The following is a 24,164-nucleotide window of genomic DNA, read 5'->3' as shown; positions in this document are numbered from 1 at the left end:
CTGCTCAAAAAAACCCTCAAGAGTCCCCAAAAAAATTACTGTTTCTTTAGAAGATATTCAAAGGTTTAATTTTTCGGACTTTTTGCCTGTATCAGCCATGTAGTTTTTTGTACTTCAAATTGAAGTGCGGAGTCTAGGTTTTATAGCAATAGACATATCGATTAGGACGTTCGGCACCATTGTAGAGACGTTGCATGCAACGTCTCTACATAAATGATGTGTCCTAACAGCCATGGCGGTTGCTATATCATTAATCGTGCTGATTCCCCTTCTCCCTTGATGGGAGATGGGTTTTGGGTTTGTGGTTGAAACGCTCCCCCTGTATTAGTTCTCACCTTAAGTTGACACTGATGGCAAGCCTTGCGCCCCTACAAGCTGCTGGCACAAAATATCACACCGGGCTAAAACCTCTGTGCCACTGAAGCGTTAACCTCTGCGTTCTCTGTTTCCTAATCTCAATCTCAACCGTTAACCTTAATTTTCGTCCGGCTACTGACAGCAAAGATTACTGACAAGGCGTTAACTGAGCCAAACGCAAAGTAATTTCATCAATCGCCCCCACTAATACCTGTCCTGATTGAGACGGTTGATTCACCATAATGCTAAACAAAATCGTCCCATAATAGGGATGTTCTAAATACCCAGACAGACTTCTTACTCCTCGTAATGTTCCCGTTTTTGCCCGAATTCTGCCTTGAGTTTCAGGTAACCGTAAGCGATTTCTCAGAGTTCCATTTACCCCGGCAACGGGTAAAGAACGATAAAATAAATCATTCCCCTTGGCATACATCATCGCTTTTAATGTCGCGATTAATGCTTGCGGCGTGGCTACATTCTGCCGGGATAAACCTGAGCCATCAACCTGTCGAAAACTATTGGGGTCAACACCTAAAGGTGCTAACGTCTGCTTCACAGCAGAGGGTCCACCAATGTAACGCAGTAGGCTATCCGCATAGCTGTTACTGCTTCTTTGGTTGGTGACTGTCACCCATTCATCTAACGACTTTGATTGAATTAAGGCTTGCGAATCCAGCCGTTGTAAAGCGGCGGCGGTGGTAAAGAGTTTGTTATTAGAAGCTGGGATGAGAAATTGATTGGCGTTGTGGCTGTAGGAAATCGCAGGATTCGATAAGGATTCCACGACAATTCCCCATTTGCCCCCCGCTAAATTGGGACGATTAATGATTGAGTCGATATACAGTCCCAACAAATCGGGACAAACGCCACTTGTTTGACGTTCTGGAGGCGGCACAAAAATTTCAATTGAATCGGCGCTTTTGGTTAAATTAGCCGCCGTTGTCGCCCTGGCGATGCTGGGAGTCATGACGTTACCCATCGCCATCACACCGACGGTGAGTATGGCTAGGGATTGCTTCTGCCAAGGATTCATTGGTTTCATCGTTTGCAAGTCTTTACAATCTGGGCATCGTTTTGGGAGCATGAGCAAAGCGCGATCGCTAATTGAGCAAGATAACATGATGCGGCTCATTGCGGCACGATAAGTCTGCTCTGTAGGTGAGAATGCACGGACGTAGCATACTACGTCTCTACACCACTCCATCAATTGCCAGGAATTATCCCTGAACACTGAACACCTTAGAACCCTGGGGACAGGGATTATGTTCCCGTCATTTTGATTTCTGTGGTTGTTTTTCTGGCTCAAAACGCTGTCATCAGGACGGTTTGCCGTTTTTCCTTCCAGAGAACGTGCGCGGTTCGTAGTAGGCGCTGTCTTCGCCATCTAATCTAATTGTGCAGGGGTGCTGAGGTGCACAGGTGCAGGGGATGTTTTACCGATAACGCTACCTTATCCTGTTCCCTGTTCCCTGTTCCCTGTTTAATGACGAATAACCACTTCTACACAAAAATAAACATAATTGAACATAACCGATTCAAAAATAAACATTTTTTAAAATTAAAATATTGACAAATGCGTAAAACCGTGAATTAAAAATAATCTTGCCAATACATTAAACCTGTATTATAGTTGGGAGTCCTGGCATTATTAGTGCTTGATTTGACTAATCGGTTGGAGAGCCAAACAGAATGGCAAAGTATTTTTTAATTGAATCAAGGAGTTCCTTTGATTCAACCCAAGTGACTCAAAATTATCAGTTGGCATCAGATTTAGCTAATGCCGGAAATGAAACCACCTTGTTTCTGGTGGAAAATGGCGTATTAGCGGCTCGTGCAGCGGCAGCGAATGGTTTAGCAAATCTCAAGGCTGTCAACGTATTGGCAGATGATTTTTCCCTGAGAGAACGCGGTATCTCAGAGACAGAACTGGGCAATGGTGTGCAAGTGGCTAGCATTGCGGCTGTGGTTGATGCCATGGCAGAAGGACAAAAAACGATTTGGCTGTAACGGAAGATAAGTAAAAAAATGAGTACCAAAACCTTAACCTTTTCGATTATGGATAGTCCTTTTGAACAAGCAAGGACAACCACGGCGTTTCGGATGATTCATGAGGCAATTGAGCGTGGGTATAATGTGAATGTTTTTGCTTACGAAGGGGCAGTTTCTTTAGCCTTTGCTCATCAAAAACCCCACGCCAATGCGGTTCATGGGAGAAGTGTGGAGGAAGAAGATCATCCCTTAACTAAAGATTGGATTGCTGCATTACAGGCAAAAGCCAAAGCTAAAGGGTGTCAATTAGATTGGATTAATTGTGGGCTTTGTGTAGATGAGCGAGGGGTAAATGAAGCGATTGATGGTTGTCGTCGTGGTAAACCTAGTGATTTATGGAAATGGGCGAGTGAGTCGGATGGAACGTTAATTATTGCGACGAAATAGGAAGGATTGGAGATATTAAGATGAAAGCGCTACAAATCATTGAATCTGCTTATCGCTGTACGATTGAAGAACAAGATGATCCATCAGTGTGGATTTCTCAAGCGATGAAAGGTGCTGGTGCGGATTTAGATATTTTGCTGAGAGGGAATGCGGTGAATTATGCCGTAAGTGGACAGGATGCCTCTGGATTGGTGTTTGGGAATAAGCCACAAACCCAGCCGCCTAAACTGGATCAAGATTTGCAGGGGGCCATAGAGAAAGGAATTACGGTTTATATTGTGGCAGATGATGTCAAATCTCGTGGGATTCCTGAAGGGAAAATGATTAACGGTGTGACTCAAGTGGCGGGTCAGGATTTGCCAGGGTTATTTGGTAATTACGATCAAATTTGGCATTGGTAAAAGTTAGCTTTGGCATTGGTAAAAGTTAGCGGTTATGTAGAGACATTCCAGCGAAACGTCTTTATACATTCGTTAGTAAGGGCAGGTTTAGCCCATGTAGGGGAAGGGTTTAGGGACTCTGTAGGGGCGGGTTTAGGGACTCAAGTCAGCTATTCACCGATAACAAAAAAACAAAACCCGCCCTGTCTTACCTCAATAACACAACAACACCTAAAATAACCCCAATTAAAATAACCGTCCCCACCATCAAATTACCAATTTCGTCCACCGTCCCCCGAATCCCTCTCACCATCCGCCCTAAATTTAAGGGAAACCGAACCAATACCTGCAACGGAAGCGGTAATTGGTGCAATTCAAAACTATACCCAGGAGTACGCCTTGCTTCTACTTCAAACCTCCCCTTAACCCAGTTTATATCTCGTCCCTGCTGACGCGCTTCCCATAGTAAACTCCCGGCTAACTGCAATAAAAAGGGATGCGTACCCCCTAACTGCTTTGCTAATTTCTGATCCGGGGGACTCAACGCCGCTTGTCCCTCTTTACCCTGACTATCGGATAAACGCACTAATTCCCACGCCTCCTCCTCCCGCAATTCCCCCAACGCCAACACCTGACTCAAATTAAAAAACGGCGAGGTGAGACGATATCGATGCTGATAAAATTCCAATTTCCGGGGAGACGCTACCACTACCATTAACGCACCACTATCAACAAGCGATCGCAGGTTATCAAAGAATCCATCATCAAATTCCCGATAATGGCGGATTAATACTTCAAAGTCATCCAAACAGAGTACCGCTAACACGCCTTGTCGTTTCCAATGTCCCATGGCGCTACTAAATGCCAAGCGGTTGAACTGGGGAACTCTCAGCGCCTCCATTAACCCATGTTGATGCTGCACTTGGGGATGATTCCACAACAGTCGCCCAACCTTATGATAAAATCCCTCGTCCCCATGACAGTCGGAATTCTGAAGCGAAAGATAAATGCTAATAAACCGATCCGGTTGAGAAACGTATTCCTGATACGTTTGACAGAAGTGATAAAGCAGCCAGGATTTGCCAATGCGTCTGCGCCCGACCACATTTAAGCTACCGGGTAGGGTACCTGTCATCTGAGTAGTCATCTGTTGCAACTCCTCGTGGCGTCCCACAAAAAATCGGGAATCCGCGATCGCGGCACCGACTATAAATGGACGAGACGGTTGCACTGAACTCATGAATCAGAGGAAAATGACTCGACAAGCATACTCAACAGTTATCATTTTCTTCTACTTTGCAACCTTTCTCCTTCCCTTGTGCCTTCTACCTTCATAAAAAATTAGGCAATTCATCTCACCCCCCTAGCAGGAATGAAATGAATTGCCTCTTGACAAGTGTCAAAGCACTGGTCAATTCGTAAGATTTGGCTGTAGTCAGCGGCTTTGAACCGCAACTACCGCCTTTTCGACAGGAGCATCCAGCACCCTCAGACTGGGAAACAGAAAATGATTTTCCTCAACATATTGAGCGCCAAATAAACCTTTTTCTGCCCAGAAATAACGGTCTGTCGTATGCTCATTTCGCTTAACGAGTAGCAAAGCGGGCGGAATAATCCCGGCTGATTGAATATATTTACGTGCTGCTGTAACCGGTTTATCTTCACCGCTTTCTAGATTATACTGAGGCACATGTTCTAGGATCTTGCGCCCCTCTTGGCGGCGGCGACTCTTGCGCTTACGTCTTCTTGCCAACCTCTTTACCTCCTCTTTTTGCCGACAGTTGTAATGTTAGTTACAAAAGCCGTCGTAAGTATATCTGCTTGAATCTGAAATATCAATATCTTTTTATGGTTTGATAGATCTACCTAAAATGCCTCAATGCTAAGTTTGAAAGAGGCTTTGAGCGATGAGCCTTTAAAAATCACGACCAAAAAAATTAATTTTTCGTTAAAAAAGTTCACAAAAAGCCGCCGGAGAGGGCTGGGAAGATGAGGGAGATGAGGGAGATGAGGGAGATGAGGGAGATGAGGGAGATGGGGGAGATGGGGGAGATGGGGGAGATAATAAAGAACAAAGGACGAATGACTGTCATCCTACACCTTTTGGGTAATAGTCAGTCGTGTCAATTGTTCGACATTATAGAAAAGGAACCTCTATTGGGTTCTGTCGTAAAAGCCCTCTGGTGGTGATCACGCAATTCTCATGTTCATTCCTGCTAGTTCAGAATTTGTCGCCTTGTGTCAATCACAGGTTGGAATCCTCACTCAAAGTCTAGGCGCGGCGTTGAGTGCGGTATATTTAACAACGGATAAACTCGACGAGGCAGCGCAACCTAAGCTGATTCCCGTAGTGGTCTATCCAGAAGCAGCGATATGGGAAGAGGAGGAGACGGAGTTAACATTGCCCGATCGCATGAGTTCAGTGGATACGATTCCCCGCCTTGCTGAAGCTGTACCTCGCCTTTTACCTCAACCTGCTGAGGATCACCATCTCCCCGATTCCACCTCACTTTCTCAAGACAACTCTCCCTTATCTCAAGGACGGCAAATGGTTTTGCCTCTAATCCACGAAGAAGTAGTTATGGGATTATTAGTCACAAGTCGCGATGATCGACCATGGAATGAAAAAGAACAGACAGCGATTGAACGCATCGCTGGAACATTGACACTTGCCTACTTAATGGATCGGCGTCGGGCTTGGTTTGAGCAGGAATGGACTCAGCAACGCCGTCTACAGGTACAGCAACGGGATCGGCTGGATGATATCCTGCATCAATTTCGCAATCCCTTAACCGCATTGCGAACCTTTGGCAAACTGCTACTCAATCGACTGCAACCCGATGATAAAAATCATAACGTTGCCGCTAGTATTGTGCGAGAGAGCGATCGCTTGAAGGAACTGTTACAAGATTTTGATGAGTGCTTAGATCAGGATGCACCAACAAGTGAACCGTTAACCTTACCCGCATCAGCTAGCGCCGCAACTTGTCCACTTCCCGAACCCGAATCAGACGAGACTGGGAAAATTGTTTCTCCGGTTAACTCAGAACCAGAGACAGACGCACCAGCCATTCCTTTGCTTCCGGGTAAAACCCTGATTGTCGAGTCATTCACCATCACCGAAGTATTAGAACCCCTGCTCATTTCCGCCCAAGCGATCGCGGGGGAACGGGATTTAGAATTACGCTACTCGATCCCCCAAGACTTACCCCCTGTGCGGGCAAACGCTAGGGCGTTACGAGAGGTTTTAAATAATTTAATTGACAATGCCTTAAAATACACGCCCGCTGGGGGGCAAATTGATGTGGAAGCAGGTGTGGGTCAACCCAAAGATGAGACGAGAACAATGGTGGGAATTGCGATTACTGACACTGGAGTTGGAATTCCGCCCCAAGACATCGAGCATTTATTTGAGCGGCGTTATCGGGGAATACAAGCCAATACAGGGATTCCGGGGAGTGGTTTAGGGTTAGCGATCGCCAAAACACTGATTGAACAAATCCAGGGTCAAATCGAGGTCTTTAGTCCGGCGCAGTCACCGTGGACTCAACCCCAGTTAGATGTAGCGATTCGCCGTTCTGGGGGGAAGTCAACCCAGGGAACAACGTTTGTCGTTTGGTTGCCAATTCATGAATCATGAATTTGGATTGTAGAGACGTAGCATGCTACGTCTCTACACAATGACGCTAGTTGGCGCTGATAACTAAATTCTCAGCAAGTTTCAGATCTAAATCAGTATCCGGTTCAATCACAATCAGATCCACACTGTTGCGACCGAGGAAGCGTTGGATTAAGCTCAATGCTACACCAGACCCCGTACCAATCAACAGTTCTTCCGTCGCGATCGCCCGATCTCCCGTTACCGCCGAAATCGCCGCCGCCGCCGCTGTACCGAGTGCTGCATTCTTGACTAAATTCCCGACACTGGTACCTTGAGTGACTGTTTCAGTTGTGGTGATTACTTCAGACGCCGCATCAATAGTCATTTGCTGACCATTCATCACCAGTTTCTCGGCGACAAATTGAGCGCCACCATTGGTAGAACGCAACTCACCGACAACCTCACTACCCGCCGGAATCAATACTGTACCATCAGAGGTGGTGATATTCGCATCAACCGTTAACGTCAAGGGTAATTGCTCGTCTTCTTCAGCGATCAGAATTTTCTCTCGGATATATTTAACTGGAATAGTTGTACCCGCAGGAATCGTGAAATTTTGAGCAACAGGCGTCGGATCAGCAATGTACTGAGAACTGACGACTTGTGCTTCCCCTTCACTCACTAACGCTTGGTAAATAAACGCCGCAACTTCAGCACGACTAGCATTCCGCTGGGGATTTAACGATTTAACGTTAGGATAATTCACCACCAAGCGTTCCTCTGTAGCAGCAGCTATTGATGTCCGCGCCCAACTGGAAATGCGAGAGGCATCATTGTAGTAATTTAAAACACTGGTTGAACTTGCTGAATAATCCAAACCATTTGCCAATGAAACTAAGGCTTGTTCACGAGGAATATTTTGTTCAGGTCTAAAAACATTCCCTGGATATCCCGTTAGAAATCCTGTTTTATAAGCATCTTGGATGGCAGAATACGCCCAGTATCTTGAAGGGACATCAACAAAGTTCGTTGACCCGCGTTGATCGGCTTTATTAAAAGCCTGATTTGCCTTACGCATCATCGCCGCAAACTGGGCGCGAGTTACGGGAGCATCCGGTCGGAATGTACCATCCGGAAAACCGGCAATAATATCCCGTTGGGCTAATTCTGTAATAAAGTCTTCCGCCCAGTAGGTAGAAGAAACATCTGAGAAACTTGTGGTTTGGGCAAGCGCTGATGCACCTGTAACGAAGGGAGCGATCGCACCAGCCGTTAATCCAAAGGCTAAAAATGCAGCGGTTCCAGATTGCCAGGGATGAAAGTTAGACATTAAAGGCGTTCTCCAACACGAATCGTTCTGTTTGTTAATTTACTAGACCGTTTAGAATTCCAGATGTTCCTAAAATTTTCCTACCCATTCATTAGATAAAGTTTAGCAAAAAAATGTTTTGCTCGTCACTGCTTTATGGGAACATTTTCAGTGTGAATGACGATCCGTCCGGACAATTAGTTTCCAAAAAATAAAAAATCCTCTACTGACTTTTAGAGTAAAGGATAAAAGCTGAAGAAGCAGGGAAAGCCGATCTTTAGGGGCGGTTTTTACCCATAACGTTTTAGCCCTGTCGGTAAAATTTGACTAAACCTGTCCGGATAACATTTTGTGACACATCGATAACTGGACTAAACCTGCCCTTGTGGGAGAAAAAATTAACTGAGAACTCAAATGAACAACCCCAATCCCACATCACTAAGATTGCTGGTCAATCCAGCGGTGGTAGAGTTTTTGAATGGCTTTAAGCACACTATTATGAGTGGACTTGGGAGAAGCCTGGGCGGGATCGAGAAGCTGTAAGCGAGTGAGCAGTTTAGCTTCCTCAGTATCTACATCGCCATCGCTGTAAATCAAAGCACTAATCGCTTCAATCAAGCCCTGATAATCCTCTTGGCTGGGATGATCACCCAAATACTCTTGCACCCATCTATAACACTGGTCACTGGATACCGATTTGAGTTCGTTCAACAAGGGTCGAATTTCTGGGTCTTCAGCCACATTGGATTGCTGGGCGACTTGGTGCAGATACTGCCGTTCCTCTGGCTGAATTCGACCATCGATCCAAGCCGCACCAATCAGAATCTTTACAAGCTGTTTGACATGAGAGTCTGTAACCATGACGTTTTTCTACAAAGAACTTCTGCTCTATCTATATCAGAACTGTCCCCAGAAATGCGCTTAGACGTTCTAATCTTTACCAATGAGCAGGCTTGGTTAAGGGAAGATGGGGGAGCTGGGGGAGCTGGGGGAGCAGAGGGAGCTGGGGAAGATGGGGAAGCAGAGGAAGCTGGGGAAGCAGAGGGAGCATTTTTTGTAGGGGCGGGTTTTACCACTAACGTTTCGTTTTCACCCTGATATAACTAAACCCGCCCCGACCTGACCGTTCAATTATCACAAATGACTAATGACAAAGGACTAATCCCCCAGATGCTTCAATCTCACCATGAAAAAGCCATCCATCTGATGCTGATGGGGTAAGACTTTCAGCCAGCCTTGAGGCGTAGAAAAAGCGGTAAGTGTCGGCGGGGGTGCATCAATACACCAGTGGAGATGACGTTCCAGAAAGGCTTGAATCACGGCTTCATTTTCCTGGGGGTGCAAAGTGCAGGTGGCGTAAACGAGGACGCCTCCAGGTTTAACCCAGGTGGCTGTCTGCGTTAATAGTTCACTTTGCAGTACAGAAAGTTCCTGAACTCTGGCTGGAGTACAACGCCACCGGATATCGGGGCGACGGTGCAGTGTACCTAAACCAGAACAGGGGGCGTCGAGTAAAACAGTATCAGCTTTTTGGGTAAATTGGGGAAAATCACGGCTATCGCCTGGGCAGATTTGAATGGATTGTAATTGTAACCGTTGGGTATTGGCTTTAACTTTTTTTAGGCGAGACGCGGCTTTATCACATGCCCAGATTGTACCGCGATCGCGCATGAGTTCGGCAAGATGCGTGGTTTTCCCGCCCGGTGCAGCACAGGCGTCAATGATGACATCATGGGGTTGAGGATTAAGTAAATGACTCACCAGTTGGGCGCTACTATCTTGAATTGTCCACCATCCCTCGTTGAATCCAGGAAGCGTTTGTATTGAACCTGTACTTCCTTGGAAGCGTAAGGCTTGGGGAAGGTGAGGAAGGCGCTGAACCTGAATACCTGCGGCTTGCATCGCTGTTTCTACTGTATCAATGGAAGCTTTTAAGAGATTGATCCGCAGGTCAATAGTTGGCGGTTGGTTGAACCATTGACAAAGGGCTTCGGTTTCCTCAATGCCTAATTGATTTAACCACAGTTCGATGATCCAGTCGGGAAAGCTATAGAGGATACCCAGACGTTGGATGGGTTGGGGGGGTAACTGCAAGGGATCATCTAATTGGGGATTTGTGTTTAGACGGGCATACTGTCGCAGCACCCCATTAACCACCCCAGCTAGTCCTTTTAATTGATTCGCTTTAGCTAGTTCCACGCTGGTATTAACGGCGGCTGATGGGGGAATCCGTTGTAGATAGCGCAATTGGTATAAGCCCAGATGCAGAATGAGGCGCAAGTCTGGGGGCTGCTGGTGGGCTTTTTTCTTCCCCAGTTGATCAATTAAGGCATCCAGGGTGCGAGTGTATCGGGTTGTACCATAGACTAAATCCGTTAACAGAGCGCGATCAGGACGGTTGAGAGTAGTATGACGAAGCACTCGATCCAACGCAATATCTGTAAACGCACCGTGGCTGTGGATATCTCGTAGGGCGAGGAATGCAAGCTGGCGAGGGTTTGCCATGGATGACTCAAAAAACCTTTACATAAACAAATGACGATCAGAGGCGCTAACACCAGGCTTGCCAATGACTTTTCTGCTTATCTAGAATACTCTGCCAGATTTGCTTTTGTACGGTTAAACCGAAGCGATCGCTAATTTTAGGATTAAGCTGTTGAGGGGGTTCTAATTCTAAACGGTATGCTCGCATCGGTGCAGGTAAGGGAATTTCACCCGTTAGCAAGGCATACAACGTGGCGGCTAAAGCATAAACATCAGTATAAGCGCCTCGTTTGGATCGCCAATCATACTGTTCAATCGGGGCAAATCCTTCAGATAACGACTGGGTATGGGTTTGGGTAATATTGGGGCTAAATTCACGGGCAATGCCAAAATCAATCAGAACGGCTTCATAGATACGATGAAGCAGAGGGAGCTGGGGAGATTGTGTAGGGGCGGGTTTCACGACTATCTTTTTGGTTACACCCAGATGTATAGCAGTAGACACATCGATTAGGACAAACGAACTATTGTAGAGACGCGCCATGGCGCGTCTTTACCAAATGATGCGTCCTAACCGCTATGGCGATTGCTATAACTAAACCCGCCCCGACTTTACATAAGAAAAATGACCAATGACGAATGACAAATGACTTTATCAATAAATGTTTGGCAAGCAGATTTTTATCGGCGTCCTCTGCAAAATGAAACTGGGCAAGTCTTATGGGAATTATTAATTTGTGACACCACAGGCAATGTTATATATCAATCATTCTGTCCTCAGCCAGATGTCACCCGTGATTGGTTGGTGTCTCAGGTGCAAGTCGCGGCGGCTAAGACAGGATTACCGGATGCGATTCACGTCTTTCGCCCCCAGTCGTTCAATTTATTCCAGGAGGTGGGACAACAATTGGGGATTAAGGTAGAAGCGACACGACGCACGCCCGCCCTCAAGCAACGATTACAGGAAAGAACGTTAGAGTATCCACAGCACGAGAATTACACTGGGGAAGCGTACAACCCCCTTAGCTTAGACAAACCGCCACCCTTACCCTTACCCGAAAATCTCTGGGGCGATCGCTGGCGATTTGCTAGTATTCCCGCAGGGGATATTGAGGAGGGGTTTGCCCAACGCCCGATTCCAATTTTACAGATGCCAAATGAACTCTTACCTCTCCAATTAGGTTTAGCCTCAACGGTAGCTGTTCCGGGAGTCGTGATTGATGGGGGGCGTCAGTCGATGCCATTAGCGCGTTGGCTGCAAGAGGTTCAACCTGTAGCGCTTAATTATATTCCCGGTGCGCCAGATGGGTTAATTTTAGAAGCCGGATTAGTGGAACGCTGGGTAATGGCAACCTTTGAAGATAAAGAAGTAGCGGCGGCGGCGAGGTTGTATGAACAGCGCAAGCAAACGAGTCAGGGATTGCATTTTTTGTTGGTGCAACCGGATGATTCGGGAATGACGTATACCGGATTTTGGTTATTGATGGCTGATTGATTTATTAGGGAACAGGGAACAGAACAGTTAAAGCGTAGGTTGGGTTGAACGCCAGTGAAACCCAACAGCAATAGCATCAGTTTACAAGATAAGAGAGACAAGGTAGGTGTTAAGCTTAGTGCAGCTTAACACCATTATGCGACTCCCCTATTCATTCTGTCTTACGCTCTTTGAGAAAGTATGTCGTCATTTCTCCCTTGCCTTTGACGGAAATTGAACCCCGTTCTTGAAAAACATATTTATCCTTTAAATGTTCATACGTGGCATCAGAAACCTGAATATAACCCGGAAGACCATGGGATTCCATACGACTAGCTGTATTAACCGTATCACCCCACAAATCATAAATAAACTTTTTCAACCCAATCACCCCAGCGACGACTGGACCACTGTGAATGCCAATACGCATCATGAAAGCGTGTCCTTGTTGGGCATTAACCGCATCAATTTCCTGTTGCATATCCAGGGCAAATTCGGCAACGGCTTCAGCGTGATCCTGACGCGGTAAGGGTAAGCCACCGACAACCATGTAGGAATCGCCAATCGTTTTAATTTTTTCTAAGCCATGGAGTTCTACTAAACGGTCAAACCGCGAGAAAATCTCATTGAGGAGATTGACCAGTTCGGTGGGCGAGATTTCTCCTGATAGGCGAGTAAAGTCCACAATATCGGAAAAGAGAACCGTGACTTCTTCAAAACTATCGGCAATCGTATCCGAGTCTTTTTGCAGGCGTTTGGCAATAGATTCCGGTAAGATATTCAGGAGGAGATTTTCTGCCTTTTCTCGTTCAGCAACCAGGTTTTTGGTAGAAGACTCTAAGGCGTCTAGCATCGAGTTTATTGTTTGTGCCAGGTGGGTTAATTCATCATTTCCCTTGGCGCTAACTCGTAGCGATAGGTCATTACTTGTGCCAACTTCATGTACGTTTGTACTCAGTTTTGCTAGGCGAGACAGTACCATTTTTTCCAATAGGAAAAGAGTACCGACACTAAAAAGAATCCCTAAACCTAAGAGAGATAAAATAAGATAACGTAGACTAACACGACCTTGTTGATAGATTTCTCGTGGGATGTCGATTTGAACCAGTAACGCAGGTTGACCATAGATATCGCGGAGGAGGGTATAGCCTGCGATCGCCTCCCGACTTATAATCTGGATTAAGATGGGAGCCTGATTGGGTTGGGACTCCTGTTCAGATAGGCTAGACTGCACAGTCTGCAATTTAGTGGGTAATTGGGTATTATTGAGTCGGTAGACCTTAAGATTGAGTTGGGTGAGTTCCGCTAACGCCTCAATGCGCTGGTCATTCAGGTAACGACCCATAATCAAAGACCCCCGCATGGGACCAGTTTCCTCGTTGGTAAGAATGGGATTTGAGGCAATCATTAACGGTCCCTGGGGTAAGAGAATTAACCCTGTAATACTACTACTGGTATCCGGATGCTGTAGTAAAACATTATTGGAATTCAGTTGTTGGATTAAGGGAGTAGGAATGGGGATTTGTTGCTGCTGAGCTAAATTAAAATGTTTACCAAAAACCAATTCATCTTGGCGGTTAAAGAATAAAGCCAGGTTGAGGTTAATATTCGTTAAATTTGTATCTGATAGATTCTCTTGAATATAATTTTGACTGGTATCTTCAATAAACGCATAAGTATCATCCCACTCACCATAATCAGCCGCTAAAACAGCTAAACTATCTAATTCATCGAATAACGCCTCCTGTACCCGCCGCACATTACGATACGCATGTTGTTCCTCGATTTGCGCGAAACTACGGATTAAAATTAGCGATAGACTGGCGTAGAGGACACCAATTAAACCCGCAAGGGTGAGACCAATCAGGAGTAGAGTTTTCTGGCGCAGGCTCATAAGTTCAGCAGGGGAGTGGCGGACAAGGGATAAGCTGGGAGAGATGTGAGCTGGTCAGTTATTTCTGCCATGCTGTATTAGGGAGTCGTTCTTTCTCCCTACAAAGTAAAGTACAACAATTCAAGGCGATAAAGGAAGAAATTCCGGTAAGGCGTAAGGACTCACTTTATTTCCGCCACGCTGAACCCATTATGGGTAGGTTACTACAGACATCTGAATAAAAGCCTATTTTCTGACTGAAGTATCCACCTAAGCCAGACGATTAATTCGAGTCAGATGGAGGATGTCTATTACTTAAGGCATATTTTTTAGGTGTACGGTTTAGTCAATTCAAAACAATCTCTACAGTCGTTTCTATCTTTAGGTTAAGGTAGAATTAAATTTTATTGATTACCGTGGTATTTAAGCTCAGTTGATTGATGACTGGGCAGGTTTTGCCTCTATAGCTATACTCAAAAAAAATCATGTTTTTCCACAAAAAGGAAACCATTCAACCCGTTAATATCGAGACAGCACATCCTCAATTTGCCCAACTCTTGTTAGAACAATTCGGTGGCGCTACAGGTGAACTCACTGCTGCTCTACAGTACTGGGTGCAGTCTTTTCACTGTGAAAATCCCTCCATTCGGAATATGCTACAAGATATCGCGGTTGAGGAATTTAGCCATTTAGAGATGATTGGCAAACTAATTGAATCTCACACCAAAAATGTTGACCAGACTGATGCGTATAAAAGTACGCTCTTTGCAGTACGGGGAATGGGTCCTCATTTCTTAGATAGTCAAGGCTCTGCTTGGACGGCTACCTATATTAATGAAGGTGGCGATATTGTCCGCGACTTACGAGCAAATATAGGCGCAGAAGCTGGCGCTCGTCAAACCTACGAATCCCTGATCAAACTAGCACCTGATCCGGGGACAAAAGAGACGCTAGTACACTTACTTACCCGCGAAATTTCCCACACTAAGATGTTTATGAATGCGTTAGATTCTATGGGTAAACTCACTGATCCCATGTTTGGCAACATCGAACCTGATAGCACTGTTGATCTGTACTATAACTTATCAACAGAGTCAGACGACAACCCTCAACAAGGTGATAAGCCGTGGAATTCTGCCCCCGACTTTAAGTATGTAGCTAACCCCACAGCTAGTCATTCTTAGAGACAATTGAGTCAGGTTTTGAGTAGCTTGACGTCGCTGCTAAAATGGTGAATATTTGGGTTGAGTTTATACCAGTAAACCAACCTAAATATTCCCTGTTTGGCTGAATACTTCCACTATTGCAGAGGGTAATGCTATATTGTTTGCGTTCCATTCAATTACAGCATCAATTATCTCGAAACGGGTAATGAAACAGTAACAATAGTTTGCTTATCCGGAACGCTTTCAATGACGAATTCACCCCCATGGAATTGAGTAAGGCGTTTAGCAATTGTTAACCCCAATCCGGAACCTTGCTGATCATAGAGTTTGCGCTCAAACTGCATATAGCCTCCCACTTGGACAATTTGTTCTGCCGTCATTCCTGTCCCTTGATTACTAATTGCCAAGACCAGTCGATTTTTTTTAACTATACTGGTGACAGTAACAGGTGTGCCATCGGGGGAAAATTTAAAAGCGTTATCGACAAGTTCAAAAACTAACTTCTGAAGTCGAGGTGCTGCCATTTGTACAGCGGTATCGGTTAAATTTAGTAGTAGATCAGACTCTCGATTGAACTCTCGCGCCTTGGCAATCGCTTGAGCGGAAATAATTGCTGATGAAAATCGCGTTTGATAGGTTTGAAAGGTTCGACGCCGTTCACTGGAGGTTTCGGCTAATTCTAATTCAGCATAAAGTAAAAAGTTTTGAATCGACCGAGATAATTGCTGTCCAGACGCTTGAATATCTTCGATCATCGATCTGACAGATGCGGCTTCAATATAGTCCGCCAGCAGTGTATGTGATGTACCAACGATACTATTTAGGGGAGTTTGCAGTTCTCTTGGTAAAGCCGAGGTGATATTACTGCGTAGCTCATCCAACTTGGCTTCAGACTGCTGCTGAATTGCCATCTGCTTTGACAAACGAGTCGCGATCGCGCTAAGAAGTTCTTTAGCGGTAAATGGTTTGGTCAGATAGTCATCGGAACCAAGTTCCATTCCTTGTCGCCAGTCATCTCGGCTGGCTTTAGCGGTGAGGAAGATGAAGGGAATCGTCTGTGTGGCTGGATTAGAGCGCAAGGCGGTTAACACCTCGTAGCCATCTAATTCTGGCATCATCACATCACAAACAATTAAATCGGGTAATTGTTGGGTCGCGAGTTGGATACCTGCTAATCCATTGTCTGACTCAGTGACCTGAAAATTGTTGGCTTCGAGCAACTCTAGAATATTGTCTCGAACGGATAATTCGTCTTCAATTACTAAAATCTTAGCCATAAGGTTCTGGCGGATGCCCAGCTATTTCGTTCTTGTATCCTAGCTGTTTATTTTTTAGCCATTCCAGGGGGATTTTACGGATATCAACTTGACCCCAATTGATTCATTTCAGTAGATTTACGGAGGTTATATAGCAGTCGCCAGGATCAGTAGGACATCAGATGAATGCCGTTTATTGTTTTGATGCACGTTTGGGTTTGACATTAAGGTTTGAATGCCGAACAGCTTACTACTTGTAGAAAACTCTAATTTAATTTTTTCTCCTCTAGCTTCCAGACGTTTCACCGGAACGTCTCTACAACCCCAACTCCTCTCTTTACAACGCTTGACGGCGTAGAAACAGCAGCAGATTATTACTCACCTTCTCAGACCAATGATCTTGGGGATAATGTCCGGCTTCTTCTAGTTCTACCAATTCGACATTCTTAATCATTTTGGCAAATTCTTGAACTTGAACCAAGGGAAGCCACGGATCTTTTATCCCCCAAAGAATCAATGTGGGTTGATTCCAGTTGCGAAATCCGGCTTCGATTTCTGCCATCGAGGATTTAAATTGCAGATTTTTAACCGTCATCAGTAAACTTCGCCCAGCATCAGAACTGCTGAGAAAGGGACGGCGATATACGTCTAAATCTTTATCAGACACGCGATAGCCACTACCGCCTTCTAAGGTGCGATCGACCAACAAGGGATCTTGGGTCAACATATCACCGACCAAGGGTAAGCCCAATTGCTTGATCTTCCACGGTAACTGACTTGCTGATGAGACAGGGGTGTTGAGAATGGCTAACCGTTCAACCTGATCGGGGTAACGCAAAGCGTATTGGAGTCCCACTGAACCCAGAAACCCTTGGACAACCAGATAAAATCGCTCGATTTGCAGATGTTGGATAAATTCTGCTAAGGCTTTAATAAAAGCATCTGGCGTATAGGCAAACTTACGACGGTCTGGTTTAGCTGAGAAACCCGCACCAATCCAGTCTGGCGCGATCGCACGGAATCCTTTGTCGGCTAAATCGGGCATCAGTGCTGACCATGAGTAACTCTGGGAGGGTAAACCATGAAGCAGCAGCACTGGGGGTTGTGTACTGGGATTAACTGGAGTAGCTTCCCGATAAAACCACTCTAGCGACCCGACCTGAATGGACTTTTCCTGAATGGACACGCTTTTTTTCCTACACCTTGACCGTGCTTTGAGCTTACCGCCCTGTAGACGTTTGAGCAAGTTTTCCTGGTAATTTCTGATCTCCGGGAATTGTCAACAAATCACAACATATCCCCTGTCTGCTAAACAGATAGCCAACAGACTCGCTAATTGTAATAAATAATGAAGCAATCTTGTAAATAAGCGTTAACCATAGGAGATTTAATCATGAATGCTGCGGAACAAGCCAAGGGTTTAGAGGTAACCACCAAGATAGCCGCCATAGTCAACTTGTTTAAGTCCCAGTTTCCCGATGCCAAGGCGGACTTGAAACCTTGGCAAAATGACCCCGATACTCGCAATCTAGTTGATCCTGACTCAATCGATATCGGTTTTCACTTTCCTGGGTGGAGTAGAAAGTTACAAAGCCGCAGCATCTTACTACAAATTCGGTTTTACCAAGATCCCTTAGAACAGTCTCATCGCTTGATCGGTTTAGATGCGGCAGGATTTAATCATCAAGGAGAAGCTTGGCGACTTTCGACGGTTGAGAACTGGCAATGTGTCGGTAATTATCAGCCTGCACCGGAGGTGAGTGACAAGCTCAAACAGTTCTGCAGACAAGTCTTTGAGTTATTCAGGTAGTTGAATCAGGTGTCGGCTGGCACAGTGAGAAGACACCCAACATCATCATACACAAACGGTAGGGACACGACATGTCGTGTCCCCACAGATGGTAGTTCAAATTAACCAACAAATGCCATACGTGGCTCAGATACACCTGCGGATTCTTGTCCCTTCAGGGAAGCAAGCATCGTATCCGCATCGGAGACTTCAAAGGGGTCATCCGGGCAGTTGTCGCTGTAACCAGGTTCAGCAAAGAATTTTTCAATCTTGCCGTCGTTCACCAGCATCGAATAGCGCCAGGAACGCATTCCGAAACCCAGGTTGGACTTATCGACTAGCATTCCCATCTTGCGGGTAAACTCGCCATTACCATCGGGGAGCAATAACACATTCTTTGCCCCTTGCTGCTTACCCCACTGGAACATGACAAACGCATCATTCACCGACAGGCAAATGATTTCATCGATACCCTGTGCCTTGAACTCATCATAGAGTTCCTCATAGCGAGGCAGGTGGTTAGATGAACAGGTGGGTGTAAACGCACCCGGTAAGGAAAACACAACAACTTTTTTGCCACCAAAGATTTCCTGCGTTGTCCGATCTTGCCAACGGTAGGGATTTGAACCCCCTACAGACTCATCACGCACGCGAGTCTTGAACACAGCGTCGGGTACACGATCAATAACAGCCATATTTACCTCGTTTTACAGACGACTAGATTTTTGTTTGCTTTAGCTATATCTAACTATAACTCAGAATAATTCTGATTTAAGAATGAGTCAATAGTAATAAATACTTATTTTTCAGTCTAGCTGCTAGACAAGTATAACTCCTAAAAAAGAGTGTTATAATTAAAGAACTGCTTATGAAAACGGTGAATACCATGCAGCAGCAAGCAGAAAACCTGATTAAAGTCTTGAAATCCAAGGGGTTGAGGGTTACCCCACAGCGATTTTCTGTCTATGCCAATTTGCTGACTCGTTTTGATCACCCGACGGCAGATCAAATCCTCAGCGATCTCAATCACCAAGCGCCAACGTCTTCTCAAGCGACTGTATACAGTGCGCTACAAGCACTGCGGGAAGTGGGACTGGTGCGGGAAGTTTTATTAGAGGAAGGTGTCTGTCGTTACGATGCGAATGTTGATCGCCACCATCATTTTCGTTGTCGCTGTTGCGGTGCGATTAAAGATATTCCTTGGGATACATTTGAAAGCGTTGGTTTGAACCGCCTACCTTCTGGTATGCAAGCTGAAAGCTATGAAGTGACGGTACATGGAATCTGCGATCGCTGTCAATGATTTGTCCTTTGTCATTCGTCCTTTGTCGCGGAGATGGGGGAGTTCTCAGTTGAATCAAAATCACAATTGGATCGGGGCGGGTTTAGTTCCATTTGGGTGAAGTCATAAACGATAGTTGTGAAACCCGCCCCTACACAAGTGCGCTACGATGGGGAGCATTCGGGTGGAAAGGACGACGAATCACCCGTTTGAGCGAAGTGTTCTAGATCCGCGAGCTCTAGTAACCACGCTTGGCTTTCCTAACCTCTTTAGCCGCTTCTTTGTGTAAGCCAAGTTGCTCGCGAACCGCCTTTAACGATTTTCCCCGCTTTACCTTCGGGCGAACGCTTTGCTCTGGCACATCAGAGGCCGAAAGAACGTTCTTTTTTAAAGCCGCCTGTAAAAGATGTAATTCGTCTTGCAGATCTTCGAGTGATTCTCCGAAAGGCTTGAGCAGCTTTTCCGAACAGGCAGCTATCGCACCGTGGTCATCATAATATACGGTACGAATTGTGTAGCCACTATCCTCAAAGAATACCCGATAATCCCAGTGCATCATAGAATCCTCGATCGCTTGGTCGGTCAACTCAACTTCAAACACGGTGGCTATCTATACTATAATGTGTTTCAAGTAATCGTCTAAGCTACCATTAACATTTCCAGCGAGGAAACAGGGAGATGGGGGAGTTCTCGGGTTGACTCAATTTTGCAATTTGACCAGGGCGAGTTTATACCAAGTTGCAGTCAAAGAGGTAATCTGTCCTCGAACGAAATCCTTCACTTCGTCCGAGGACAGAATCAATCTAATTCAAGCGGCTGGCATGTCTCTGGTAGCAACCACATCCGCCCCTGTTTCCAAGGCATTCGCCAAAATCACATCACCCATTTTCACAGGTGCAGTTAGTTTCACTTGACGCAGCGCTTGGCACAATTCTTGCATTTTTTCTTTAGGAATAGCCATATTGGTTTTCACCGGAAGCCTAGCCCAACGCCCTTGTTCTACCTGTACAGTTGTTGTTACCATACGGCGAGGTTCGGTATGTTCTTGTTTAGCATACTCTTGTCCCCGTTTGCAGTTAAAACCCCGCACTTCGACAAGTTTGTTGTCTTCATCTTCAACTTCTAAACGGCAACCTAGGGGACAGCCAATACAAAGGTAATGAGTAATCGTTGTCATAATAAATACCTGGTGATTGCTGATTGTTTATATCATGTCCGGTTGAATACTTACACCATTGGTGGAGACAAGGCTCCAGGACAGATGGCAGATGGTAGAAGGGAAAGAAGAAGGTTGCCAGGGAGAAGTAAATGATAACTGACGATAAGGACATGATATTACTAGTGCAAGAAGGCAGAAATAACTGAACAGCTAATATCTCCCCCCGCTTCCCCTGCTCCCTCTGCTCCCCCTGCTTCATCGTATCTACGAAGCTGCTCAAGTATTTTTATGCCCGCTGCACTAGAGACTCCTTCGCCACCCTTGAAGGAACCTGGTTTGTAGGGGCGGGTTTAAGGACTTTCTTGTGGTTGATGATGGTAACGTTGGTACGAAACCCGCCCTGACTCAATGTTGAGTTCACTCCCCCATCTCCCAGACGCTTCTGTCATCACGTCTGGAACATCGCGCCCCATCTTCTCCATCTCCCGCACCTTACTCCTTTAATCTTCAAAGGGTACAACATCTACCCGCAAGGTATCTCCGTGAAAGTTCTCCAAAAACCGAGGACGTACTTTGAGATTAACCATCTCTGCTGGCAAAACAAAACGTAGTTTTTTCTCATACACGTCACCTAAACGCAATACGCTTTGTTCCATGGGGCGCTTAACCCGCATGTAAACTGTGTGTTCTCGGTCAGTGGAAATAGTATGAGGGACGCAGTAGCGCACATTTTCCCCTGGAATTAGGCGAATATTATCCCCCGGAGGGCGTTGTTCGGTGACGTAAGCTCCAGCATTGCTGCCGGCGAGAAAGGCTTCCTGGCTGACAAAATCCACTAAGTCGTGAATATGGACAACATTACCACAAGCAAAAACTCCATCCATGGAGGTTTCCATCATGCTGTTCACCACCGGACCACTGGTTACGGGGTCAATCTGGAGTTTCAACTGTCGGGATAGTTCGTTTTCTGGAATCAAACCAATGGACAGCAGCAGGGTATCACAAGGAATATCCCAGCTTTGCTCTAAATTTGGGGTAAAGTTTTCATCAACGGGAGCAACAGTAACCTTTTCCACTCGATCTCTGCCATGGATATCCGCCACGGTGGTGGACAGGTGCAGGGGAATGTCAAAGTCGTGCAGACATTGGACAATATTACGATTGAGTCCATTGGCGTGAGGCATAATTTCAAACACGCCTGCGACTTCTACGCCTTCCAATGTCAACCGTCGCGCCATAATTAAGCCAATATCCCCAGAACCAAGAATCACCGCCCGATATCCAGGCAGATAACCAATCATGTTGACAAATTTCTGGGCTAACCCAGCGGTCAAGACACCGGAAGCGCGAGTACCAGGAGTGCGAATAGCGCCGCGTGTGCGTTCTCTGGCACCCATTGCTAGTACAGCGGCTTTGGTGGAAAGAACGTGGACGCCTTGGCTACCGGACATGAGTTTGACTTGTTTGTCAGCACTAATATCCAGGATGTAAGCATCGCTGACAATATCTATGTCCGTTTCTAAGACTTGCTCCAAAAAGCGCTGGGCATATTCTGGACCGGTGAGTTCTTCTTTAAAATGCTGGAGTCCAAAACCTGGATGGATACATTGCAACAGGATACCGCCTGCTTCTTTCTCACGGTCAGCAATCAGGATGCGATCTGCTCCGGCTTGTCTAGCGCCTAAGGCGGCTGCCATGCCCGCAGGACCGCCACCGACGACCACGACATCATACTCTTTTTTTAAGTGGCTGATTGTGTCTGTAATCATTTGGCTACCTCCTCCCGTTCCCGAACAATCCAAGTGTCGCCGCCGCGTTTGGTAATTTGCGCTAGCGGCTGGTCTAATTCTTGCGATAGCAGTTCCATACACCGTCCAGTACAGAACCCCCCTTGACAGCGCCCCATCCCGGCGCGGGAACGGAATTTGATGCCGTCGAGGGTGCGTGCGCCCCGATGAATGGAATCTAAAATCTCACCCTCGGTAATTAATTCGCAGCGACAGACAATGCGACCATAATGATGATTTTCTTGAGTTAGGGCAATTTGTTCGTCTGTAGACAGGGAGACAAAATGGATGGGTTTGGGAATGGAGGGGACAAAATCATCCTTGGGTTGTAAGGGCAGACCTTCCTCCCTTAATATATCTCCTACCATTTCAGCAATTGCCGGAGCCGCTGTGAGTCCGGGGGACTGGATACCCGCGACGTTAATAAAGCCTTTTTTGTCAGTTGGACCAATAATAAAGTCTTCAGTTTCCGTAACCGCCCGCAACCCAGCAAATTCAGCGATGCAATCCCTCGGACTAATACCGGGAACGACTTGTCTGACCATCTGGAAAACGGTTTGTCCTCCGGCGACGCTAGTGGTCAAGTCTTCCTTATCATCAACCATTTCTGCCGTGGGACCAACCATGATCGTGCCATCGTAGGTGGGGATGACGAGAATTCCTTTGGACACGGGAGTGGGACAGGGGAAAATTACCCGTTTGACTAAACCCATTAACCGCTTATCCAGGATATATTCCTCCCCTTTGCGAGGGCGAATAGTAAAGGGTTGGACTCCTGCCATCTGAGCGATACGATCTGCCCAAAGTCCCGCCGCGTTGATGATAAAGCGAGTCGGGAATTCTCCGCGATTTGTTTTGATTGTCCAAATGTCGTCCGTTTGGTCAATGTCTTGCACTAGACTATCGGTCACCAATTCCAACCCATTCAGACAGGCATTTTCAATCAGAGCAAAACAGGCTTCGTAAGGATTGATCACCCCTGTGGTTGGAGCATAGAGTCCGGCGATGGCGTCGGGATTGAGGCGGGGTTCTTCTCGGAGTAAGCGTTCCTGATCCCACATTTCCAGACCAGGAACGCCTTTTTCTTCACCTTGTTGTTTGAGTTTCTCTAAGGTGGGGAGTTGTTCTTGGGCTAGAGCGACAGTCAGTTCGCCAATGCGCTTGAACCCGAAACCTAGCTCATCACAGATTGTATCCCACATTTGATTCCCCAACCACTCTAGTTTCCCTTTCAGGGTGTTAGGGGAGCCGTGATGACCGCCGTGAATAATCCCACTGTTGGCTTTACTGGTTCCGAATCCGACTTCGCTCTCTTTCTCCAACAAAACAGCACGGATAGGATAGCGCATTAACTCACGCGCGATCGTGCAACCAATTACGCCACCGCCAATGATAGCTACATCGTAAACCATAGTTCTGACCTGTCATAATTTTTTGACTTAATTCTTGTTAGGGACTCTGAAAATAATTAATTAAAATGCTAATAGACTATTCCAGTATAAGAAACCAACGTTTTGATATCGAACCTATCTAGGAATTTTTTAGATTTATTTAACTAATGAAGCGAAACTCAACCGTTCTACTTCGTTGAATCGTTCATTGTAGCTAGAACACCAGTCAAGTAAAAGGTTTCCATAGCATAAAGCCCTCTTTTCTTACGGAAAAGAGGACTTTATAAAAGAAGAAGTCTGGCATCGAGCTATTTTCCCAGGGGGCAACCCCCAAAGTATCTTCGCCGCAGCAAAGTTTCACAGCCGAGTTCGGGATGGGTTCGGAGTGGAGCCATTGCGCCAGAGACACCAGACAAGCTT

General features: G+C 46.0%; 24 protein-coding genes and 1 rRNA gene. 9 read left to right on the top strand and 16 right to left on the bottom strand.

All coding sequences use genetic code 11. The features are described from left to right. Positions 1-505: 505 nt before the first annotated feature. Positions 506-1,477, bottom strand: coding sequence for a D-alanyl-D-alanine carboxypeptidase (locus tag RH949_RS21140; protein WP_446355912.1), 972 nt, complete (start codon positions 1,475-1,477; stop codon positions 506-508). A 569-nt stretch (positions 1,478-2,046) separates the two neighbouring features. Here RH949_RS21140 and RH949_RS21135 point away from each other — a divergent pair. The 3 genes from RH949_RS21135 to RH949_RS21125 are packed head-to-tail and all read left to right on the top strand — an operon-like array spanning position 2,047 to position 3,194. Continuing rightward, positions 2,047-2,364: a DsrE family protein gene (locus tag RH949_RS21135; RefSeq protein WP_006103843.1), complete on the top strand. Its 318-nt coding sequence runs from the start codon at positions 2,047-2,049 to the stop codon at positions 2,362-2,364. Between the two features lie 18 nt (positions 2,365-2,382). Continuing rightward, positions 2,383-2,793, top strand: coding sequence for a DsrE/DsrF/TusD sulfur relay family protein (locus tag RH949_RS21130; RefSeq protein ID WP_446355910.1), 411 nt, complete (start codon positions 2,383-2,385; stop codon positions 2,791-2,793). A 20-nt stretch (positions 2,794-2,813) separates the two neighbouring features. Then, entirely contained in the window at positions 2,814-3,194 is a 381-nt protein-coding gene (locus tag RH949_RS21125; protein WP_006103800.1) for a DsrE family protein, read from the top strand. A 187-nt stretch (positions 3,195-3,381) separates the two neighbouring features. Here the strand turns inward: RH949_RS21125 and RH949_RS21120 are convergent, their stop codons facing one another. Next, entirely contained in the window at positions 3,382-4,413 is a 1,032-nt protein-coding gene (locus RH949_RS21120) for an ATP-binding protein (RefSeq protein WP_446355908.1), read from the bottom strand. 195 nt (positions 4,414-4,608) lie between these two features. Continuing rightward, complete coding sequence (locus RH949_RS21115) at positions 4,609-4,926, bottom strand: DUF3155 domain-containing protein (RefSeq protein ID WP_044209540.1); 318 nt, start codon at positions 4,924-4,926, stop codon at positions 4,609-4,611. 450 nt (positions 4,927-5,376) lie between these two features. Here RH949_RS21115 and RH949_RS21110 point away from each other — a divergent pair, with 450 nt between their 5' ends. Beyond that, on the top strand, positions 5,377-6,813 hold the full coding sequence (locus RH949_RS21110) for a GAF domain-containing sensor histidine kinase (RefSeq protein ID WP_446355905.1): 1,437 nt from the start codon (positions 5,377-5,379) through the stop codon (positions 6,811-6,813). Between the two features lie 46 nt (positions 6,814-6,859). Here the strand turns inward: RH949_RS21110 and RH949_RS21105 are convergent, their stop codons facing one another. Both RH949_RS21105 and RH949_RS21100 read right to left on the bottom strand, forming a co-directional pair. Continuing rightward, a complete protein-coding gene (locus RH949_RS21105; RefSeq protein ID WP_446355903.1) occupies positions 6,860-8,104 on the bottom strand; it encodes an S-layer homology domain-containing protein in 1,245 nt (414 codons plus the stop codon). A 417-nt stretch (positions 8,105-8,521) separates the two neighbouring features. After that, positions 8,522-8,944, bottom strand: coding sequence for a tellurite resistance TerB family protein (locus tag RH949_RS21100; protein WP_006103856.1), 423 nt, complete (start codon positions 8,942-8,944; stop codon positions 8,522-8,524). Between the two features lie 54 nt (positions 8,945-8,998). On the opposite strand from RH949_RS21100, the gene RH949_RS21095 reads away from it, so the two are divergent. Beyond that, on the top strand, positions 8,999-9,181 hold the full coding sequence (locus RH949_RS21095; RefSeq protein ID WP_446355900.1) for a hypothetical protein: 183 nt from the start codon (positions 8,999-9,001) through the stop codon (positions 9,179-9,181). 60 nt (positions 9,182-9,241) lie between these two features. Here RH949_RS21095 and RH949_RS21090 read toward each other — a convergent pair whose 3' ends face one another. Further along, positions 9,242-10,588: a 16S rRNA (cytosine(967)-C(5))-methyltransferase gene (locus RH949_RS21090; protein ID WP_446355898.1), complete on the bottom strand. Its 1,347-nt coding sequence runs from the start codon at positions 10,586-10,588 to the stop codon at positions 9,242-9,244. A gap of 46 nt (positions 10,589-10,634) precedes the next feature. Continuing rightward, positions 10,635-11,111, bottom strand: a complete 477-nt coding sequence (locus tag RH949_RS21085) for a hypothetical protein (protein WP_446355896.1) — start codon at positions 11,109-11,111, stop codon at positions 10,635-10,637. 114 nt (positions 11,112-11,225) lie between these two features. Between RH949_RS21085 and RH949_RS21080 the strand changes: the two genes are divergently transcribed. Next, positions 11,226-12,062 (top strand): Tab2 family RNA-binding protein, encoded by an 837-nt coding sequence (locus tag RH949_RS21080; protein ID WP_446355915.1) that lies wholly within the window; start codon positions 11,226-11,228, stop codon positions 12,060-12,062. A 151-nt stretch (positions 12,063-12,213) separates the two neighbouring features. Here the strand turns inward: RH949_RS21080 and RH949_RS21075 are convergent, their stop codons facing one another. Then, positions 12,214-13,935 carry an adenylate/guanylate cyclase domain-containing protein gene (locus RH949_RS21075; protein ID WP_446355894.1) on the bottom strand — a complete coding sequence of 574 codons (1,722 nt, stop codon included), beginning with the start codon at positions 13,933-13,935 and terminating at the stop codon, positions 12,214-12,216. 464 nt (positions 13,936-14,399) lie between these two features. Here RH949_RS21075 and RH949_RS21070 point away from each other — a divergent pair, with 464 nt between their 5' ends. Next, entirely contained in the window at positions 14,400-15,098 is a 699-nt protein-coding gene (locus tag RH949_RS21070) for a manganese catalase family protein (RefSeq protein ID WP_006103887.1), read from the top strand. Positions 15,099-15,268: 170 nt separating this feature from the next. Here the strand turns inward: RH949_RS21070 and RH949_RS21065 are convergent, their stop codons facing one another. After that, a complete protein-coding gene (locus tag RH949_RS21065; protein ID WP_446355891.1) occupies positions 15,269-16,357 on the bottom strand; it encodes a hybrid sensor histidine kinase/response regulator in 1,089 nt (362 codons plus the stop codon). A 316-nt stretch (positions 16,358-16,673) separates the two neighbouring features. Then, positions 16,674-17,522: an alpha/beta fold hydrolase gene (locus RH949_RS21060; protein WP_446355889.1), complete on the bottom strand. Its 849-nt coding sequence runs from the start codon at positions 17,520-17,522 to the stop codon at positions 16,674-16,676. 207 nt (positions 17,523-17,729) lie between these two features. On the opposite strand from RH949_RS21060, the gene RH949_RS21055 reads away from it, so the two are divergent. Beyond that, complete coding sequence (locus tag RH949_RS21055) at positions 17,730-18,146, top strand: hypothetical protein (RefSeq protein WP_006103786.1); 417 nt, start codon at positions 17,730-17,732, stop codon at positions 18,144-18,146. A 101-nt stretch (positions 18,147-18,247) separates the two neighbouring features. Here the strand turns inward: RH949_RS21055 and RH949_RS21050 are convergent, their stop codons facing one another. Beyond that, positions 18,248-18,820 carry a peroxiredoxin gene (locus RH949_RS21050; RefSeq protein WP_006103824.1) on the bottom strand — a complete coding sequence of 191 codons (573 nt, stop codon included), beginning with the start codon at positions 18,818-18,820 and terminating at the stop codon, positions 18,248-18,250. Positions 18,821-19,011: 191 nt separating this feature from the next. On the opposite strand from RH949_RS21050, the gene RH949_RS21045 reads away from it, so the two are divergent. Beyond that, on the top strand, positions 19,012-19,428 hold the full coding sequence (locus RH949_RS21045; RefSeq protein ID WP_006103773.1) for a Fur family transcriptional regulator: 417 nt from the start codon (positions 19,012-19,014) through the stop codon (positions 19,426-19,428). A gap of 217 nt (positions 19,429-19,645) precedes the next feature. On the opposite strand, the gene RH949_RS21040 is transcribed toward RH949_RS21045, so the two are convergent. From RH949_RS21040 to rrf, 5 genes are all read right to left on the bottom strand, one after another. Beyond that, positions 19,646-20,008 carry a hypothetical protein gene (locus RH949_RS21040; protein WP_446355886.1) on the bottom strand — a complete coding sequence of 121 codons (363 nt, stop codon included), beginning with the start codon at positions 20,006-20,008 and terminating at the stop codon, positions 19,646-19,648. A 207-nt stretch (positions 20,009-20,215) separates the two neighbouring features. Continuing rightward, on the bottom strand, positions 20,216-20,584 hold the full coding sequence (locus RH949_RS21035; RefSeq protein ID WP_446355884.1) for a DUF1667 domain-containing protein: 369 nt from the start codon (positions 20,582-20,584) through the stop codon (positions 20,216-20,218). 482 nt (positions 20,585-21,066) lie between these two features. Then, complete coding sequence (locus RH949_RS21030) at positions 21,067-22,335, bottom strand: NAD(P)/FAD-dependent oxidoreductase (protein ID WP_006103802.1); 1,269 nt, start codon at positions 22,333-22,335, stop codon at positions 21,067-21,069. Continuing rightward, positions 22,332-23,765: an FAD-dependent oxidoreductase gene (locus tag RH949_RS21025; protein WP_446355882.1), complete on the bottom strand. Its 1,434-nt coding sequence runs from the start codon at positions 23,763-23,765 to the stop codon at positions 22,332-22,334. The genes RH949_RS21030 and RH949_RS21025 overlap by 4 nt, the downstream gene beginning before the upstream one ends. A gap of 274 nt (positions 23,766-24,039) precedes the next feature. Then, positions 24,040-24,157, bottom strand: a 5S ribosomal RNA gene (rrf, locus tag RH949_RS21020). Between the last annotated feature and the right edge of the window lie 7 nt (positions 24,158-24,164).

The sequence above is a fragment of the Coleofasciculus sp. A1-SPW-01 genome (genome assembly GCF_040217205.1).
In the GTDB taxonomy this organism is placed as follows: Bacteria; Cyanobacteriota; Cyanobacteriia; order Cyanobacteriales; family Coleofasciculaceae; genus Coleofasciculus; species Coleofasciculus chthonoplastes_A.
Note: the sequence above shows the minus strand (reverse complement) of the source record. Positions and strands in the feature narration are given on the sequence as shown.